The organism is Enterobacter sp. N5-15, assembly GCF_057221635.1.
Window position 1 is genome coordinate 2,833,018 of record NZ_CM170150.1, and the last position, 18,043, is coordinate 2,851,060.

Here is an 18,043-nt window from a genome sequence, read left to right on the forward strand (position 1 = left end):
TTTCTCAGTTCCTGTTACTGAGATTCACTCGCGGCCCGGAAGTTTCTTCCACGCAACGGTGTTTCGCAAATAAACCGGCTCCGCGTGTTCAACGGCAACGGTTTTTCCTGCTGCGAGCAGCTGGCAGGTAATCGGAAGCATATCTTCCGCAGCCGGCAGCAGCATGTTGCCGTCCACCAGCGTCACGCCGGTGCCGCTCGCCATCTCCGGCCACGCAGGCCAGCCGGTGCCGACGGTCGCCCACTCACCGGAGAGCTGTTGCAGTCGTTCAGTGACCGCTTCCGGCTTAAGCACGGCTTCCGTCTCTTCACCGTGCCACACGCCCTGCTCGTCGCGAGTGTATTCGGCCCAGTAAACTTCGCCCATGCGGGCATCTATTGCGGCCAGGACGCGCGTTGCCCCGGTCATGCGCCATGCGCCCTGCGCCATGGTGGCGAGGGTAGAGACGCCGATCATCGGTAGTTCAGCGCCCAGCGCCAGCCCCTGCGCAATCCCAATCCCGATGCGCACGCCCGTAAAGCTGCCAGGGCCACGGCCAAAGGCCAGCGCGTCGAGGTCGGTTAAGGAGGTATTGCCCTGGGTTAAAATGGCTTTTACCAGGGGCAGAATGCGCTGGGTGTGTTCCCGTGGGCACTCTTCGAAATGGGCAGAAACAGCACCGTCGTTCAACAGAGCGACAGAGCAAGCCTCTGTCGCGGTATCAATAGCCAGAATTCGCATCAGTCGTCGCGCTCTCGCAAGGGTCAGTCACAAAATGGCGCGCATCTTAGCACACTCCGGGGTAAATTACTCCGCCGTTGGGTTTGCCAGGAAACGCACCGCGCGTTTTATGTCCCGCGTCCGGGGCGCGGGCGGCAGGCTGGCGAGGAAGGTTGCCCCATAAGGACGCATCACCAGCCGGTTATCGCAAATGACCAGCACCCCGCGATCGGTAACGTCGCGGATCAATCGCCCTACCCCCTGCTTGAGGGTAATCACCGCGTCCGGCAGCTGCACCTCGTCAAACGGATCGCCCCCGCGCAGGCGGCAGTCTTCCATGCGCGCCTTCAGCAGCGGATCGTCCGGAGAGGTAAACGGCAGCTTATCAATGATCACCAGCGAGAGCGTATCGCCCCGCACGTCGACCCCTTCCCAGAAGCTGCTGGTTGCCACCAGCAGGGCATTCCCGGCGCTGACAAACTGCTGTAACAGCTGGCCTTTGCTGGTTTCGCCCTGCAGCAGCACCGGTAAGGTCATAGTAGCGCGGAACTGCTCGGCGAGGTCACGCATCATGGCGTGAGAGGTGCAGAGCATAAAGCAGCGGCCGTTGTTGGCCTCGATCATCGGTTTTAACATCGCTGCCAGATGACGCGCCGCACCCGGCTGGTTCGGCAGCGGCAGATTACGAGGAACGCAGAGCAGCGCCTGTTTTTCGTAATCGAACGGGCTGGGCAGGAGCAGCGATTCCGCCTCCTCAATGCCAAGACGTTCCGTGAAGTGATGTAGATCGTCATTCACCGACAGGGTTGCCGAGGTGAAGATCCAGCTTCCCGGTTTTTGCGCCATCACCTCTTTAAACTTATCCGCCACCGTCAGCGGCGTGAGCGCCAGCGTGAAGTGCCGCGAGGTGCACTCATACCAGTAGCTGAACCCCGGCTGGTTAATCTCTTTCAGCCGTTTGAGCCGCCCGCGATAGAGCGTAGCGCGTTCGAAGGCCGCATCCAGCAGCGCGGAACGGCCGAGGGACAGTTTTGCCACGTCGTAGCAGAGTTCCAGGGCATCATCGAGCAGCAGCAGCGCGCGCTGGATGTTTTTGTCCGCCAGCAGCTCGCGCAGGTTGCCGCGATAGCCCGGCTCGCCGAGCTGTAAGCGGAAATCCTGCGCGCTTTGGGCCAGACGGTCGGCACACTTCTGCAGCTGCTGGGTATCTTTGAGTTCGGTCCGGTAAGCGATGGTGAAATCTTTCGCCAGATCCTGCAGCTGGCGGCTGGAAAGCGACTGGCCGAAATACTGGCTGGCGATGTCCGGAAGCTGGTGGGCTTCGTCGAAGATCATCACGTCCGCCTCCGGGATCAGCTCGCCGAAGCCGCTGTCCTTGACGACCATATCCGCGAGGAACAGATGGTGGTTCACCACCACCACGTCCGCGTCCATCGCCGTTTTGCGCGCTTTCACCACGAAGCAGTCTTTATACAGCGGACAGTCGCTGCCGAGGCAGTTGTCGTTGGTGCTGGTCACCAGCGGCCAGGCCGGGGAATCTTCCGGCACGCTCGCGCAGGTGCTGATATCGCCCTCTTCGGTCTGGTTCGCCCAGGCGCGAAGGATAATGACGTCGCTGAGGGTTTGTACCGGCAGGTCGCCGCCCGCCAGCGCCTGCTGCTCAAGACGTTCCAGGCAGAGATAGTTAGAGCGCCCCTTCAGCAAGGCCAGACGCCCCTTGTATTTCAGCGCCTTAGCCACCGTGGGCAAATCGCGGCTGTAGAGCTGATCCTGCAGCGCCTTCGATCCGGTGGAAATAATCACCTTCTTCTTCGCGCGCAGCGCCGGAGCAAGGTAAGCATACGTTTTACCCGTGCCGGTTCCGGCTTCGACCACCAGCGGCTGAGCCTTATCGATGGCGTGCGCAACGGCGTGCGCCATCTGACGCTGAGGCTCACGGGGTTTGAAGCCGGGGATAGCCTGCGCTAATTGACCTTCAGGGGAAAAATCGTCTGCCACGGTGCTCTCTCACTGTATTTTTGCACAGGGATTATGTCAGCCCATCCTCTCCTGTGCCACCCCAAATAGTGACGACAGGAGAACAATATGGCAGTCTTGCCGCCTGACGACGAAAAATAACGAGGAAACGTTTATGACAATTGTGCGCATTGATGCCGAAGCCCGCTGGTCTGATGTGGTGATCCATAACCAGACGCTTTACTACACCGGCGTACCGGCTAACCTGGACGCGGATGCGTTCGAGCAGACGGCCAATACCCTGGCGCAGATTGACGCCGTGCTGGAAAAACAGGGCAGCGACAAATCCCGCATTCTGGATGCGACGATTTTCCTGGCAAACAAAGACGATTTCGCGGCGATGAACAAAGCCTGGGATGCATGGGTTGTGGCAGGTCACGCGCCTGTACGCTGCACCGTACAGGCCACGCTGATGAAACCGGAGTATAAGGTTGAGATCAAGATTATCGCGGCGGTGTAAGCCCGATTACTCTTCTGGATCTTCATCTTCATCTTCGAATCGCGCCACAATCCGCTCGCCGGAATGACTGGCGCGAATCTCCTGAGCGACAACCGTAATCGCCTCTCCGCTGCTCATCCCCTGGGACATCAGTTCCTGAATGCGTTCAACCGCTTTCTGCTGTTGGTCATGACTGAGAGAAGGTAAACCTGCAAACATCGTCAACTCCTGCTAAATTATTCGCGCTAATTATTTCACGCTGCCCGGTAGTATGCCACACATGAACATGCGCTTCCCCACTGTTATTACCTTGCCCTGGCGTGCAGACGCCGCTGAATTCTGGTTTGCCCGCCTGAGCCATCTTCCGTTTGCGATGCTGCTGCATTCCGGCCATGCGGACCATCCCTATAGCCGCTTCGATATTCTGGTGGCCGATCCGCTAAAGACGCTGACAACCGATGACCTGTCGTTAACGGACGATCCGCTGGTGCAGCTTCAGCAGGCCATTAACGCGCTAGGCTTATCTGCCGCGCCAAACCCGGACCTCCCTTTTCAGGGGGGCGCGCTGGGCCTGTTTGGTTATGACCTGGGCCGCCGTTTCGAAACGCTGCCGGAGCATGCGCAGGCTGATATTTCCCTGCCAGACATGGCCGTGGGGCTGTATGACTGGGCGTTAATTGTCGATCACCAGAAAAAAACGGTTTCCCTGCTGAGCCATCGTGACGTGCAGGCGCGCCGGGCGTGGCTTGAGGCGCAGCAGCCTGCCCCGGCACAGACGTTCACGCTGACCTCCGGCTGGCGCTCAAATATGAGCGCTGCGGAGTATGCCGAAAAATTCGCGCGCGTTCAGGCGTATCTGCATAGCGGTGACTGCTACCAGGTTAACCTCGCCCAGCGCTTCCAGGCGACATACCGGGGAGATGAGTGGCAGGCGTTTACCCGCCTAAATGCCAGCAATAAGGCGCCGTTCAGCGCGTTTGTCCGTCTGGAACAGGGGGCCATACTCAGCCTGTCTCCGGAGCGCTTTATTCACCTGGCCGAGGGCACGATTCAAACCCGTCCGATTAAAGGCACCCTGCCGCGTCTTGCCGATCCCGACGCCGATCGCCAGCAGGCGGAAAAGCTGGCCGCCTCGCCGAAAGACCGCGCCGAGAACCTGATGATTGTCGATCTGATGCGTAACGACATTGGCCGGGTGGCCGTTCCGGGCAGCGTGCGCGTGCCGGAACTGTTTGTCGTCGAGCCTTTCCCGGCGGTGCATCATCTGGTCAGTACCATCACCGCGACGCTGCCGGCATCACGTACGGCCTGCGATCTTCTGCGCGCGGCGTTTCCGGGCGGCTCCATCACCGGCGCGCCAAAGGTGCGGGCGATGGAGATCATTGATGAGCTGGAGCCGCAGCGCCGCAACGCCTGGTGCGGCAGCATTGGCTATATCAGCCTGTGCGGCACGCTGGATACCAGCATTACCATTCGCACGCTGACCGCCTGCGACGGAAACCTTTACTGTTCGGCCGGGGGCGGCATTGTCGCCGATAGCCAGGTCGATGCGGAATATCAGGAAACCTTTGATAAAGTTAACCGTATCCTGAAACAACTGGAGTAATCACGGGTGGAAAAAGAGAACCTGACGCTGGATGACTTTTTATCTCGCTTTCAGCTATTACGACCGCAGGTCAACCGCGAGGCGCTGAATCAGCGACAGGCGGCCGTGCTGATCCCGGTCGTGCGTCGCGAGCAGCCTGGCCTGCTGCTCACCCAGCGTTCTCCCCATTTACGTAAGCACGCGGGTCAGGTCGCCTTTCCGGGTGGTGCCGTAGACAGCTCCGACGCCTCGCTGATTGCCGCCGCGCTGCGGGAAGCGCAAGAAGAGGTTGCCATTCCACCGGAGGCTGTGGAGGTCATCGGCGTGCTGCCCCCCGTCGACAGCGTCACCGGTTTTCAGGTCACGCCGGTGGTGGGCATTATCCCGCCGGGCCTGCAGTATCACGCCAGCGTCGATGAAGTCTCTGCGGTGTTTGAAATGCCGCTGGATGAAGCCCTCCGACTGAGTCGTTATCACCCGCTGGATATTCAGCGTCGCGGGCACGACCATCGGGTCTGGTTGTCCTGGTATCAGCATTATTTTGTCTGGGGCATGACGGCGGGCATTATTCGTGAGCTGGCGTTGCAAATCGGCCTGAAGCCTTGACTATACTTTACATTCCGCCCTCTTCTGCCAGGTTTGCGATCTGCGTCGCGCTATTAGCAAAACCCATCGTTAACCATTAGTTTAATTCATGTGAATAGTTAAGCCGAGGTCGGTGTTCCCTCTTACACTATGCGCAGTTATAACATCGTTACTGGAACCCCGGTAACCCTGTCAGGAGTGTGAAAGTGATTAGTATATTCGACATGTTCAAAGTGGGAATTGGCCCTTCGTCTTCCCATACTGTTGGCCCGATGAAGGCCGGTAAACAGTTCGTCGATGATCTGGTCGAAAAAGGATTACTGGAACGCGTTACCCGTGTCGCCGTGGATGTTTACGGCTCGCTGTCATTAACGGGTAAAGGCCACCACACCGATATCGCCATTATTATGGGTCTGGCAGGCAATATGCCGGATACCGTTGATATTGATGCCATCCCGGCATTCATCCGCGACGTGGAAACACGCGGCCGCCTGCTGCTGGCAAACGGCCAGCAGGAAGTCGATTTCCCGCAGGATGACGGCATGCGTTTTCGTAGCGACAACCTGCCGCTGCACGAAAACGGCATGACCATTCACGCTTATAGCGGTGAAAAAGAGATTTACAGCAAAACGTACTACTCCATCGGCGGTGGCTTCATCGTGGATGAAGAGCATTTTGGCAAAGACAGCGTCGGCGACGTCAACGTACCGTACCCGTTCAAATCGGCTACTGAAATGCTGGGTTACTGTAAAGAGACCGGTCTTTCCCTGTCCGGTATGGTGATGCAGAACGAACTGGCCCTGCACAGCAAAAAAGAGATTGAAGACTATTTTGCGAACGTCTGGCAAACCATGCGCGCCTGTATCGATCGCGGGATGAACACCGAAGGCGTTCTGCCGGGTCCACTGCGCGTACCGCGTCGTGCCTCCGCCCTGCGCCGTATGCTGGTGACCACGGACAAGTTCTCCAACGACCCGATGAACGTGGTCGACTGGGTAAACATGTTTGCCCTGGCGGTTAACGAAGAGAACGCCGCCGGTGGCCGCGTCGTGACGGCGCCAACCAACGGTGCCTGCGGTATCGTTCCGGCAGTGCTGGCCTACTACGATCACTTTATTGAGCCCGTGACGCCGGACATCTATATCCGCTATTTCCTGGCGTCAGGTGCCATCGGTGCGCTGTACAAAATGAACGCCTCCATTTCCGGTGCTGAAGTGGGCTGTCAGGGTGAAGTCGGCGTTGCCTGCTCCATGGCGGCGGCGGGTCTGGCAGAGCTGCTGGGCGCAAGCCCTGAGCAGGTCTGCGTGGCCGCTGAAATCGGTATGGAACATAACCTCGGTCTGACCTGTGACCCGGTTGCGGGCCAGGTTCAGGTGCCGTGCATCGAGCGTAACGCGATTGCCTCGGTGAAAGCCATCAACGCCTCACGCATGGCGATGCGCCGTACCAGTGAACCTCGCGTATCGCTGGATAAGGTGATTGAAACCATGTACGAAACCGGCAAAGACATGAACGCGAAATACCGCGAGACGTCCCGCGGTGGCCTGGCCATTAAGGTGCAGTGCGACTAATACTGCCTTTCGCCCATCTGCAACGGATGGGCGAATTTCCCTCTTCTTTCTCGTCTCCTTCTGCTTTCCCCACTACACTTTCACTGTTGCGTCCGGCTTTTGTGGCTGGTGGCTTATCAGGCGACCGTTCATGCAAACTGCACAAACGATCATTAAAAACTATCGCCGAAAACGCGTTATCGTCTGCGTCACGGTTGCGCTCCTCACGCTCATCCTGACGTTAGGCATTCGCTTTATTTCACAGCGCAATGTTAACCAACAGCGGATCCTCGATTTTACCAGCCACACCGTTCGCGCCCTTGATAACGTTCTGCTTTCTTTAGAGAACCGCCGCAGCGTGCTGCAACCCCTGGTGGGGCAGCCCTGCCCGCAGGCGCACCTGGCGCTGCGAAAGCAGGCCGCCATTTTGCAGACGGTACGCTCCATCGCCCTGATTAACGACGGAATCCTGTACTGCTCGAGTATTTTCGGGAGCCGCAACGTGCCCGTTCGCGACTTCCTGAAAGAATTGCCCGCCAGCACGGCTAAGCTGATTTTATCGACCGACCAGTGGCTGCTTAAAGATAGCCCGATATTGGTCCAGTGGTATCCCGTCTCGCAGGATGGTGAAGCTGGCGTTATCGAAATCATCAATATCGATCTGATCGCCAAAATGATCCTCGAGCCCCAGCGCCCTCTCATCAATGACGTGGCGCTGACCGTGGGCGATCGCTTTCTGCGCTATGGACAACGCGTCAGCGACAGCCTGACCTTTGATGAGGAGGGATCTCTTTTCCGGCAGTCATCAACCCGAAATCCTTTCACCATTACGGTCAGCGGGCCAGGTCCTGGAGAGTTAGCCTTAAAAAGCCTGCCAGCCCAGCTGCCGCTGGGGCTGATGCTCAGCCTGCTGCTGGGCTATCTCGCCTGGCTGGCAACGGCAAACCGGATGAGCTTCACGTGGGAGATCGATATGGGCATTGCGGCGCGGGAATTTGAGCTTTTCTGCCAGCCGCTGGTGAATGCCCGTACCCAGGCGTGCACCGGCGTGGAGATCCTGCTGCGCTGGAACAATCCGCGTCAGGGTTGGATCACCCCGGAGGTGTTTATCCCTCTGGCAGAAGAACATAACCAGATTGTCCCCCTGACCCGCTATGTCATCGCCGAAACGGTGCGCCAGATAGGCTACTTCCCCGCCAACGCCGGTTTTCACATCGGTATTAACGTCGCCGCCAGCCATTTCCGTCACGCGATGTTAATCCAGGACCTGAACCGCCTCTGGTTCAGCGCCTTCCCGCACCAGCAGCTGGTGATTGAACTCACGGAACGGGATGCGCTGCTGGATGCGGACTATCGCATCGTGCGCGAACTGCATCGCAAAGGGGTGAAGCTGGCCATCGACGATTTTGGTACCGGCAACAGCTCCCTCTCCTGGCTTGAAAAGCTGCACCCGGACGTGCTGAAAATTGACCAGTCGTTTACCACCGCCATCGGCACCGACGCCGTGAACTCGACGGTGACGGATATGATTATTGCGCTGGGTCAGCGGCTGAATATTGAACTGGTTGCTGAGGGGGTCGAGACAGAGGAGCAGGCGCGCTATTTGCGCCGCCATGGTGTGCCCGTCCTGCAGGGCTTTTTCTATGCGCGGCCCATGCCGCTACGTGATTTTCCGAAGTGGCTGGCGGGAGGCGCGCCCCCGCCAGCGCATCATAACGGGCACATCGTGCCCTTAATGCCGCTGCGCTAAGCCGGCTTATTCATCTTCATCGTGGGCTGATTGTTCTTTAACAATACGAACCATATCAACGCGATAGTCGTTGGCTTCAACGATCGTAATGTGCAGCGGCCCCAGCTCGATCACATCTCCGACGCGCGGGATTTGCCCGTTAACCGCGATCGCCAGACCGGCAACGGTCGCGATGTCTTCTTCATCGTTGATCACGTTTTCCAGCCCCAGCGTGTGCGAGAGCGCGTGCAGGTCGGTGGTACCTTTAACCAGCCAGCCTTCACCGTCGGCTACGATCTCTGGCGTTTCGTCGGCATCCGGGAATTCACCGGCAATCGCTTCCAGCACGTCCAGCGGCGTAACCAGCCCCTGCACCACGCCAAACTCGTTGGTGACGATAACAAAGCTACCGCGAGCGCGGCGCAGCACCCCGAGCAGGTTGATAGGATCCAGCGTTTCCGGCACGACAATCGCAGGCGACGCGGCAGCAACGGCTTCCACGTTGACGCCCTCTTCCAGGGCCACCAGCATCTCTTTCGCCCGCACGACGCCGATGATCTCATCCAGCTCACCGCGACACACCGGGAACAGGCTGTGCGGTGAAGAGAGCAGCTGCTGGCGAATTTCATCCACGCTCAGGTTAGCATCAACCCAGCTGATTTCCCCGCGCGGCGTCATGATGCCGCGCAGCGAACGGGAGGCCAGGGAGAGCACGCCGTTGATCATGTAGCGCTCTTGTTCCACAAACGCCCCTTCCGGGACCGGAACCGGGTTGTGGTTTTCGGAATCAGACTGGACGTTCACCTGACGACGACCGCCCATCAGGCGCAGAATGGCATCTGCGGTACGGGCGCGCAGCGGCTGATTCGACTGCTGCTTAATAAAGTTACGGCGCGCAATCTGGTTAAAGAGCTCAATCAGGATCGAGAAGCCAATCGCGGCGTACAGGTAGCCTTTCGGAATATGGAAGCCAAAACCTTCCGCCACCAGGCTCAGGCCGATCATCAGCAGGAAGCTCAGACACAGTACCACCACCGTTGGATGCTGGTTGACGAAGCGCGTCAGCGGCTTCGAGGCCAGCAGCATTACCGCCATCGCAATAACGACAGCCGCCATCATTACCGGCAGATGATTCACCATGCCGACCGCCGTGATCACCGCATCCAGCGAGAAGACCGCATCAAGCACCACGATCTGCAGCACCACCACCCAGAAGCTGGCATAGCCTTTACCGTGCCCATCATCGTGCTGACGGTTTTCCAGCCGCTCGTGTAGCTCTGTCGTCGCTTTGAAAAGCAGGAATATCCCCCCGATCAGCATGATTAAATCACGCCCGGAGAAGGTGTAATCCATGACGGAGAACAGCGGTTTGGTCAGCGTGACCATCCAGGAGATGACGGAGAGCAGCCCCAGTCGCATGACCAGCGCTAGCGAGAGACCAATCAGGCGCGCTTTATCACGCTGTTTTGGCGGCAGTTTGTCCGCAAGGATGGCGATAAACACCAGGTTATCAATGCCGAGAACAATCTCCAGCACCACCAGCGTGAGCAATCCCACCCAGATTGACGGGTCCATTAAGAATTCCATGACAAGCTCCTGCTAAAGGAATGACGAAACGGTGCCCCACTCAACGTGGGCAAAACAGAGGTAAACAGAGTCGATACGTGGCGAGGATCGCCGGTGAATAAGGCGCGAAATGGCCTGGTAGATGACTGACGTCGGTGACGGTCCATATAGTGGGCTGTAGCCCTATACTCCTGAACAATTAAACGGAGGCTAAACATATCAGAGACAATGTGTTTTTAGCAAAGATTTACGTTCCTTTGCAAAGTTCTGTAACACAGCGGCTTTACTCTACAGATAAATCTGTAACGCGTGGCTAAATTACGGATCTTCATCACATAAATTATTTTTTCACTATCTAAAATAATTCGCGGAAGTCTTAGTTTTTTTGAACTCTAACCCTTATCTGAATCGATTCGGTTCGCCAATACGATTCTCAGTACGACTGCCTGGCAGGCGTATTAATGATAATAAAAGGAGGTAGCAAGTGACCATTGCTATTGTCATAGGCACACATGGTTGGGCTGCTGAGCAGCTACTCAAAACGGCAGAGATGCTGTTGGGCGAGCAGGAAAACGTCGGCTGGATCGATTTCGTTCCCGGTGAAAATGCCGAGACGCTGATAGAGAAGTACAACGCTCAACTCGCGAAGCTGGATACCAGCAAAGGCGTGCTGTTTCTCGTTGATACATGGGGCGGCAGCCCGTTCAATGCCGCCAGCCGCATTGTCGTCGATAAAGAGCACTATGAAGTTGTCGCCGGGGTGAATATTCCCATGCTGGTGGAAACCTTCATGGCGCGCGACGACAATCCGGCGTTCGATGAGCTGGTGGCACTGGCCGTTGAAACCGGTCGCGAAGGGGTAAAAGCCCTGAAAGCGCAGCCGGTTGAAAAACCCGCCCCTGCGCCTGCAGCGGCACCAAAAGCGGCAGCACCGGCAAAACCGATGGGCCCGAACGATTATATGGTTATCGGCCTTGCGCGTATTGATGACCGTTTAATCCACGGCCAGGTTGCCACGCGCTGGACCAAAGAGACCAACGTTCGACGCATTATCGTGGTCAGCGACGAAGTTGCCGCCGATACCGTACGTAAAACCCTTCTGACTCAGGTAGCTCCTCCTGGCGTTACCGCGCACGTTGTGGATGTCGCCAAGATGATCCGCGTTTACAACAACCCGAAATACGCGGGTGAACGCGTGATGCTCCTGTTCACTAACCCGACAGACGTTGAGCGCATTGTTGAAGGCGGCGTGAAAATCACCTCCGTGAACATTGGTGGTATGGCATTCCGTCAGGGCAAAACGCAGGTCAACAACGCCATTTCAGTCGATGCGAAAGATATCGAGGCATTCAACAAGCTGAATGCGCGCGGTATTGAACTGGAAGCCCGTAAGGTCTCCACGGATCAAAAACTGAAAATGATGGATTTGATCGGCAAAGTTGGGAAATAAGCCCGCGCCGGTTCTCACATAAAGCTTATGTAATAGGAGAAGTGCAATGGAGATTACCACTCTTCAGATTGTGCTGGTGTTCGTCGTCGCATGTATTGCGGGTATGGAATCCGTACTTGATGAATTTCAGTTCCACCGCCCTCTGGTGGCCTGTACGCTGATTGGGGCCGTTCTGGGTGACATGAAAACCGGTATCATCATCGGTGGTACCCTGGAAATGATCGCCCTGGGCTGGATGAACATCGGCGCGGCGGTTGCGCCCGATGCCGCGCTGGCCTCTATCATTTCGACCGTTCTGGTTATTGCTGGTCATCAGAGTATTGGTGCCGGTATCGCCCTGGCGATCCCGCTGGCAGCAGCAGGCCAGGTTCTGACCATCATCGTTCGTACTATCACCGTTGCCTTCCAGCACGCGGCGGATAAGGCGGCCGAAAACGGCAACCTCACGGCCCTGTCGTGGATCCACGTTTCATCCCTGTTCCTGCAGGCGATGCGTATCGCGATCCCGGCGGTTATCGTGGCGATCTCCGTCGGTACCAGTGAAGTCCAGAGCATGCTGAACGCCATTCCAGAAGTGGTCACCGGCGGTCTGAACATCGCGGGCGGTATGATCGTGGTCGTCGGTTATGCGATGGTCATCAACATGATGCGCGCAGGCTACCTGATGCCGTTCTTCTACCTCGGCTTCGTGACCGCTGCCTTCACCAACTTCAACCTGGTTGCACTGGGCGTGATTGGTGCGGTGATGGCGATTCTCTACATCCAGCTCAGCCCGAAATACAACCGCGTCGCGGGTGCCCCAGCGCAGGCTGCTGGTAACAACGATCTCGATAACGAACTGGACTAACAGGTGAGCGAAATGGTTGATATGACAAAAACTACCACCGAGAAAAAACTCACTCCGGGTGATATTCGTGGCGTGTTCATCCGTTCTAACCTGTTTCAGGGTTCATGGAACTTCGAACGTATGCAGGCGCTGGGTTTCTGCTTCTCCATGGTACCGGCGATCAAACGCCTGTACCCGGAAAACAACGAAGCGCGCCGTCAGGCGATCAAGCGTCACCTGGAATTCTTTAACACCCATCCTTACGTTGCGGCCCCCGTACTGGGCGTAACGCTGGCGATGGAAGAACAGCGTGCGAACGGCGCAGAGATTGACGATGGTGCTATCAACGGTATCAAAGTCGGCCTGATGGGCCCGCTGGCCGGTGTCGGTGACCCTATCTTCTGGGGTACCGTGCGTCCGGTCTTCGCGGCGCTGGGTGCCGGTATCGCGATGAGCGGCAGCCTGCTTGGCCCGCTGCTGTTCTTCATCCTGTTCAACGCCGTGCGCCTGCTGACCCGCTACTACGGTGTGGCCTACGGCTACCGTAAAGGGGTAGATATCGTTAAGGACATGGGCGGCGGCTTCCTGCAGAAACTGACTGAGGGGGCGTCAATCCTCGGCCTGTTTGTCATGGGGGCACTGGTTAACAAGTGGACGCACGTGAACATCCCGCTGGTGGTATCGACCATCACCGGGCAGGATGGACAGACGCGCGTCACCACCGTGCAGACGATTCTGGACCAGCTGATGCCTGGCCTGGTACCGCTGCTGTTGACCTTCGCCTGCATGTGGCTGCTGCGTAAGAAAGTGAACCCGCTGTGGATTATCGTTGGCTTCTTCGTCATCGGTATCGCGGGCTACGCTGTCGGCCTGCTGGGTCTGTAAGTTTCAATGCTATAGGCCGGGGGCTTGCCCCCGGTTTTTTTTATCTGGAGGATGAATGACTGTCACGGACATCGTACTGGTTTTATTTATTGCTGCCCTTCTGGCTTACGCGATCTATGACGAGTTCATCATGCCCCGCCGTCACGGCGAGACGCTGCTCTCCCTTCCCCTTCTGCGACGCGGGCGCGTGGATGCGTTTATCTTCGCGGGTCTCATCGCTATTCTTATTTACAATAACGTCACCGGCCATGGTGCAATATTAACCACATGGTTATTATGTGCGCTGGCATTAATGGCTGTTTATCTGTTCTGGATCCGCACGCCGAAAATCATTTTTAAATCCCGCGGGTTTTTCTTCGCCAATGTGTGGATAGAATATAACCGTATTAAAGAGATGAATTTATCCGAAGACGGTGTGCTGGTGATGCAATTAGAACAACGTCGCCTGCTTGTTCGGGTGAAGAATATTGACGACCTGGAAAAGATATACAAGTTACTCGTTAAAACTCAATAAGTTATATATATAGCAATGGCTATATACTGCGTTTATCGTGCGCAAGAAATATAGCCAAAGCTATATCCACTCCGTTAATTTGATCTCTATTTGTTAACGATATCTTCACGCTTAAAGACAAATGAAAATCGTTATCACTAAGCATTTTAAATAATGCCTCTTCATTGTTGTTTTATATTCTCAAAATATGTTAAGGTTGCGCCCGTCGTTGGGGAGTAGCCGATTTCCTGCTCGCAGGAAATGTACGTGTCAACATACTCGTTGAAAAACGTGGCGCGTACGGATCGCTTACAGCACATCTTATGTGCGGCGCGATCAGGCGAGACCATAGATACATCAACTGCTGTTTACTGGGGGCAGTGATGTGTCATATGGATATCCCCGGTCTGGACGCTGTTATGAATATCTCCGCTACGATCCTCCTCGCTTTTGGCATGTCCATGGACGCGTTTGCTGCTTCCATCGGAAAAGGCGCCACGCTCCATAAACCTAAGTTCTCAGAAGCCCTGCGTACCGGCCTGATTTTCGGTGCTATCGAAACGCTGACGCCGCTTATCGGCTGGGGTCTTGGCATGCTCGCCAGCCAGTTCGTGCTGGAGTGGAACCACTGGATTGCGTTCGTCCTGCTGGTATTTCTCGGTGGTCGAATGGTAATTGAAGGTTTTCGCGGCGGTGATGAAGAAGACGAGGAACCTCAGCACCGCCACGGGTTCTGGCTGCTGGTCACCACGGCCATTGCCACCAGCCTTGATGCGATGGCCGTTGGCGTCGGTCTGGCATTCCTGCAGGTCAATATTATCGCCACCGCGCTGGCCATCGGCTGCGCAACGCTGATTATGTCCACGCTGGGCATGATGGTTGGACGGTTTATCGGCCCGCTGCTGGGTAAACGCGCCGAGATCCTGGGGGGAATTGTGTTGATTGGCATTGGTGCCCAGATCCTCTGGGCACACTTCGCCGGTTAATCTTCGCGCTGCCAGACGTGGATACTGAAATCCGTCTGGCAGCGAAATGTTAAGTGTGCAGCTAACGCTTCCCATACTTCCGGTTTTGCCCGCCACGCGAACGGCGTCATCTGCAGCAACGCGGTAGCCTCTTCCCCTTTCAGCGTCATTTCATACGCCACGCTTTGCTCCTGCTTCAGGCTAAAACCAGCCAGCTGTTCAGAATGAGAGGCATGGAGACGCACTTCGTCGTAGATCAGGCCTTTCAGCTCCATCAGGTGACGCGGGCCTGGCGTCACGGTGACGACCCATCCGCCCGGCTTCACCACGCGAGCCAGCTCTTCCGCCTTGCAGGGCGCGTAAATGCGGATAACAGCGTCCATGCTGGCATCGTCAAACGGCAGCCGGTGGCTGGATGCCACGCAGAACGTCACGTCCGCGTAACGCTTTGCCGCCGCGCGAATGGCCACTTTCGACACGTCCAGACCAAATGTCAGCGCGCCCTTCTCACGGGCAATCTCGGCAAACCGGGCGGTGTAGTACCCTTCCCCGCAGCCGATATCGAGCATGGCGGTGGCAGAATCCGGCAGAATGTCATTCAGCATCTGCGCGACGGTCTCCCGCAGCGGCAGATAGTGCGCGGCATCCAGAAACGCGCGACGCGCCTGCATCATCTCTGCACTGTCGCCAGGATCGCGGGAGCGCTTATGCTGCACCGGCAGAAGATTCACGTAGCCTTCTTTTGCCATATCAAACTGATGCCCCTGCGGACAGGTATAACTTTTATCTGTGTGCGTCAGGGGGGCGTGGCAAAGGGGACAACTGAAGGACATGGTGACTCCGGAGCATAATCAAAGGGCGAAGTGTACCGCTATTCGCCCTGGTTATAAACGCCCGGTTAACGCATAACGATAAGGTGATCGGAACCGGCCGGTAACCCGTCAGGTTTCACATTCTCCAGACGCAGCACGTTACCCATAATCTCGCTGAAGACAGGCGCGGAAACGGCACCGCCGTAGTAGGCGCCATTTTGCGGATCGTTAATGACCACCACTAGGGCAAAGCGCGGATCGCTGGCAGGCGCAACGCCGGCAGTATAGGCGACGTATTTATCGACGTACTTCCCGCTGTCGTCAATTTTCTTCGCCGTACCGGTTTTCACCGCCACCCGGTAATCACGAACGGCGGCCTTAACCCCGCCGCCGCCGGGCAGCGCAACGCTCTCCATCATGTGCTCCACCTCGTGCGCAATCTCTTCCGGCATGACGCGGTGCCCGATAACGGGTGGATCGATACGCGTAATCGAGAGAGGTCGCTCAAGCCCGAAGCCGCCAATCGTGGCGTAGACGTGCGCCAGCTGGAGCGGCGTCACCATCAGCCCGTAGCCGAAGGCGAAGGTCGCGCGGTCGAGCTGGCTCCAGTATTTACGCTGGGGCAGCAGCCCTGCGCTCTCCCCCGTTAAGCCAAGCCCCGTATTGGTGCCAAAACCAAAGTTTCGATAGGTATCAATAAGATGCTGGACAGGCATTGCCAGGGACAGCCGGGACACGCCGGTGTCGCTCGATTTTTGCAGGATCCCGGTCATTGTCAGTTCAGGATAATAGCCCACATCGCGGATACGATGCCCGTCGAGGGTATACGGGTGCGTGTCAATCACGCTGTCCGGCTGGACCAGCCCCTGCTGCAGGGCCGTCATCAGCACCAGCGGCTTGACGGTCGAGCCGGGTTCGAACGTATCGCTGATCGCACGGTTGCGAAAATCGTTTATCGTCGCGCCTTCCCGGTTATTGGGGTTGAAATCCGGATAGCTCGCCATGGCGAGGATTTCCCCGGTTGGGATATTAATTAGCACTGATGCCCCAGACTCGGCCTTGTTCCAGGCCACGGCATTATCGAGCGCATCTTCGGTGATGGTTTGCAGACGCTCGTCGATACTTAACTGGATGTTATGCGCCGGTGCGGGCGCCACCTCCGTCAGGTTTTCAACCACGCGTCCGTAGCGGTCTTCCCTGACCTGTCGCACACCCGCCTTGCCGGTCAGCTGCGTGTTAAAGCTTTTTTCCACGCCTTCAATACCCTGCCCGTCAATATTGGTGAAGCCAATCAGGTTCGCTGCCACATGGCCGGCAGGATAAAAACGGCGGGATTCATCACGTAAATTGATGCCGGGCAGGTTGAGCTTATCGATCCACTTTGCCTGGCCCGGATCGACCTGACGGGCAAGATAAATAAAACGGCCCTGCGGGTTGGCGTTGATTCGCGCCGAGAGTGTGCCCAGGGAGAGATGCAGCGCGTTTGCCAACGCCTGCCAGCGTTCGTCAACGCCAACGCCTCCTTTTGCCAGCACCGTTTTAGGATCGGCCCACACGGCCCGGACAGGCACGCTCACCGCCAGGGGGCGACCTTCGCGATCCATTATCATCCCGCGCGGCGCATCAATCGCCAGTTGCCGGAGGGAGCGCATATCTTCCTGCTTTACCAGATTGTCAGGCTTGATGATTTGCAGCCAGGCAACGCGACCCAGCAAAAAAGCCAGACTACAAAAAATAGCTAAACAGAGCAGCACAAAACGCGCCGGCGTGAAATTTCCGGCAGTCGTTATCAATTTATTCTTCACCTGAACCCCAGGACTGTTAAACAACGCCCTGATTTAACGGGAAAAGATGGGTTTAGGGTGGCAAAACAGTGCTACTAACCTCGCAGCTTTGCAACAAGTTACTAACAAGAGCGCGAATGGTAATATTTTGAAAGATAAGGGACATAAAAAAGCCCCGCGTTATGCGAGGCTTTATGTCTGAGAATGAAGTGCTAAGCGCTTCAGTCAGCAGCGGTTCGATCAGATAGCAGTTACGTTAACTGCAGCTGGGCCTTTCTGGCCGTCCTGAATTTCGAACTCAACGTTCTGGCCTTCAGCCAGAGTTTTGAAGCCGTTACCCTGGATTGCAGAGAAGTGTACGAACACGTCTTTGCTGCCGTCAGCAGGAGTAATGAAACCAAAACCTTTAGACTCGTTGAACCACTTAACTTGACCTTTAATCTTTGCCATTTTGCAAAATTCCTTAGAGTGTTTTCTTAGCCCGCAGGCATTAACTGAGATAAAACTGAGACATTACTGCATGAGGCACTAATATAAGGTTCGGCAGAGAAGCGGTATTCAACGACAACGTGTTTACTCAGGACTTCTTTACTGAAAATGCCACACATAAACAGAACTGTACCTCGTTTGACCCAAAACGTGTTATCACACACTATGTT

18 protein-coding genes and 1 pseudogene are annotated in these 18,043 nt (G+C 56.6%); 10 read left to right on the forward strand and 9 right to left on the reverse strand.

What is annotated here, in order from left to right:
- Positions 1–24: 24 nt before the first annotated feature.
- Both tsaB and yoaA read right to left on the reverse strand, forming a co-directional pair.
- Entirely contained in the window at positions 25–720 is a 696-nt protein-coding gene (gene tsaB, locus AC2TE5_RS13460) for a tRNA (adenosine(37)-N6)-threonylcarbamoyltransferase complex dimerization subunit type 1 TsaB (RefSeq protein WP_484611809.1), read from the reverse strand.
- 66 nt (positions 721–786) lie between these two features.
- Positions 787–2,697, reverse strand: a complete 1,911-nt coding sequence (gene yoaA / locus AC2TE5_RS13465) for a DNA repair helicase YoaA (protein WP_063430657.1) — start codon at positions 2,695–2,697, stop codon at positions 787–789.
- A 133-nt stretch (positions 2,698–2,830) separates the two neighbouring features.
- Between yoaA and AC2TE5_RS13470 the strand changes: the two genes are divergently transcribed.
- Complete coding sequence (locus tag AC2TE5_RS13470; protein ID WP_008500498.1) at positions 2,831–3,175, forward strand: RidA family protein; 345 nt, start codon at positions 2,831–2,833, stop codon at positions 3,173–3,175.
- 6 nt (positions 3,176–3,181) lie between these two features.
- Here the strand turns inward: AC2TE5_RS13470 and AC2TE5_RS13475 are convergent, their stop codons facing one another.
- Complete coding sequence (locus tag AC2TE5_RS13475) at positions 3,182–3,373, reverse strand: YoaH family protein (protein ID WP_213327840.1); 192 nt, start codon at positions 3,371–3,373, stop codon at positions 3,182–3,184.
- Between the two features lie 61 nt (positions 3,374–3,434).
- Between AC2TE5_RS13475 and pabB the strand changes: the two genes are divergently transcribed.
- From pabB to AC2TE5_RS13495, 4 genes are all read left to right on the forward strand, one after another.
- Positions 3,435–4,760, forward strand: coding sequence for an aminodeoxychorismate synthase component 1 (gene pabB, locus AC2TE5_RS13480; protein WP_484613343.1), 1,326 nt, complete (start codon positions 3,435–3,437; stop codon positions 4,758–4,760).
- A 6-nt stretch (positions 4,761–4,766) separates the two neighbouring features.
- Positions 4,767–5,345: a CoA pyrophosphatase gene (locus AC2TE5_RS13485; protein WP_063143821.1), complete on the forward strand. Its 579-nt coding sequence runs from the start codon at positions 4,767–4,769 to the stop codon at positions 5,343–5,345.
- A gap of 185 nt (positions 5,346–5,530) precedes the next feature.
- Positions 5,531–6,895, forward strand: coding sequence for an L-serine ammonia-lyase (gene sdaA / locus AC2TE5_RS13490; RefSeq protein WP_484611810.1), 1,365 nt, complete (start codon positions 5,531–5,533; stop codon positions 6,893–6,895).
- A 130-nt stretch (positions 6,896–7,025) separates the two neighbouring features.
- Complete coding sequence (locus AC2TE5_RS13495; RefSeq protein ID WP_213327841.1) at positions 7,026–8,624, forward strand: EAL domain-containing protein; 1,599 nt, start codon at positions 7,026–7,028, stop codon at positions 8,622–8,624.
- 6 nt (positions 8,625–8,630) lie between these two features.
- Here AC2TE5_RS13495 and yoaE read toward each other — a convergent pair whose 3' ends face one another.
- Positions 8,631–10,190 (reverse strand): TerC family protein, encoded by a 1,560-nt coding sequence (gene yoaE / locus AC2TE5_RS13500; RefSeq protein ID WP_213327842.1) that lies wholly within the window; start codon positions 10,188–10,190, stop codon positions 8,631–8,633.
- The gene (locus tag AC2TE5_RS13505; RefSeq protein ID WP_071994519.1) at positions 10,178–10,387 is read right to left on the reverse strand and encodes a protein YoaL; all 210 of its coding nucleotides are present in this window, start codon (positions 10,385–10,387) and stop codon (positions 10,178–10,180) included. The genes yoaE and AC2TE5_RS13505 overlap by 13 nt, the downstream gene beginning before the upstream one ends.
- Positions 10,388–10,653: 266 nt before the next feature.
- Between AC2TE5_RS13505 and manX the strand changes: the two genes are divergently transcribed.
- From manX to mntP, 5 genes are all read left to right on the forward strand, one after another.
- A complete protein-coding gene (gene manX, locus AC2TE5_RS13510) occupies positions 10,654–11,619 on the forward strand; it encodes a PTS mannose transporter subunit IIAB (RefSeq protein ID WP_032658500.1) in 966 nt (321 codons plus the stop codon).
- Between the two features lie 46 nt (positions 11,620–11,665).
- Positions 11,666–12,466: a PTS mannose transporter subunit IIC gene (gene manY / locus AC2TE5_RS13515; protein WP_008500490.1), complete on the forward strand. Its 801-nt coding sequence runs from the start codon at positions 11,666–11,668 to the stop codon at positions 12,464–12,466.
- A gap of 12 nt (positions 12,467–12,478) precedes the next feature.
- On the forward strand, positions 12,479–13,330 hold the full coding sequence (locus AC2TE5_RS13520) for a PTS mannose transporter subunit IID (protein ID WP_006810994.1): 852 nt from the start codon (positions 12,479–12,481) through the stop codon (positions 13,328–13,330).
- Positions 13,331–13,385: 55 nt separating this feature from the next.
- Complete coding sequence (locus AC2TE5_RS13525) at positions 13,386–13,844, forward strand: DUF986 family protein (protein ID WP_213822420.1); 459 nt, start codon at positions 13,386–13,388, stop codon at positions 13,842–13,844.
- Between the two features lie 398 nt (positions 13,845–14,242).
- The gene (gene mntP, locus AC2TE5_RS13530) at positions 14,243–14,809 is read left to right on the forward strand and encodes a manganese efflux pump MntP (protein WP_032642447.1); all 567 of its coding nucleotides are present in this window, start codon (positions 14,243–14,245) and stop codon (positions 14,807–14,809) included.
- Here the strand turns inward: mntP and rlmA are convergent.
- The 4 genes and pseudogenes from rlmA to AC2TE5_RS13550 all read right to left on the reverse strand — a co-directional run bounded on the left by rlmA (position 14,806) and on the right by AC2TE5_RS13550 (position 17,992).
- Positions 14,806–15,621, reverse strand: a complete 816-nt coding sequence (gene rlmA, locus AC2TE5_RS13535; protein ID WP_484611811.1) for a 23S rRNA (guanine(745)-N(1))-methyltransferase — start codon at positions 15,619–15,621, stop codon at positions 14,806–14,808. The genes mntP and rlmA overlap by 4 nt on opposite strands.
- 65 nt (positions 15,622–15,686) lie before the next feature.
- Complete coding sequence (gene ftsI, locus AC2TE5_RS13540) at positions 15,687–17,405, reverse strand: peptidoglycan glycosyltransferase FtsI (RefSeq protein ID WP_484611812.1); 1,719 nt, start codon at positions 17,403–17,405, stop codon at positions 15,687–15,689.
- Positions 17,406–17,624: 219 nt separating this feature from the next.
- Entirely contained in the window at positions 17,625–17,834 is a 210-nt protein-coding gene (gene cspE / locus AC2TE5_RS13545; protein WP_001062678.1) for a transcription antiterminator/RNA stability regulator CspE, read from the reverse strand.
- Positions 17,835–17,847: 13 nt separating this feature from the next.
- Positions 17,848–17,992 (reverse strand): annotated as a pseudogene (locus AC2TE5_RS13550) (DUF2627 domain-containing protein).
- Between the last annotated feature and the right edge of the window lie 51 nt (positions 17,993–18,043).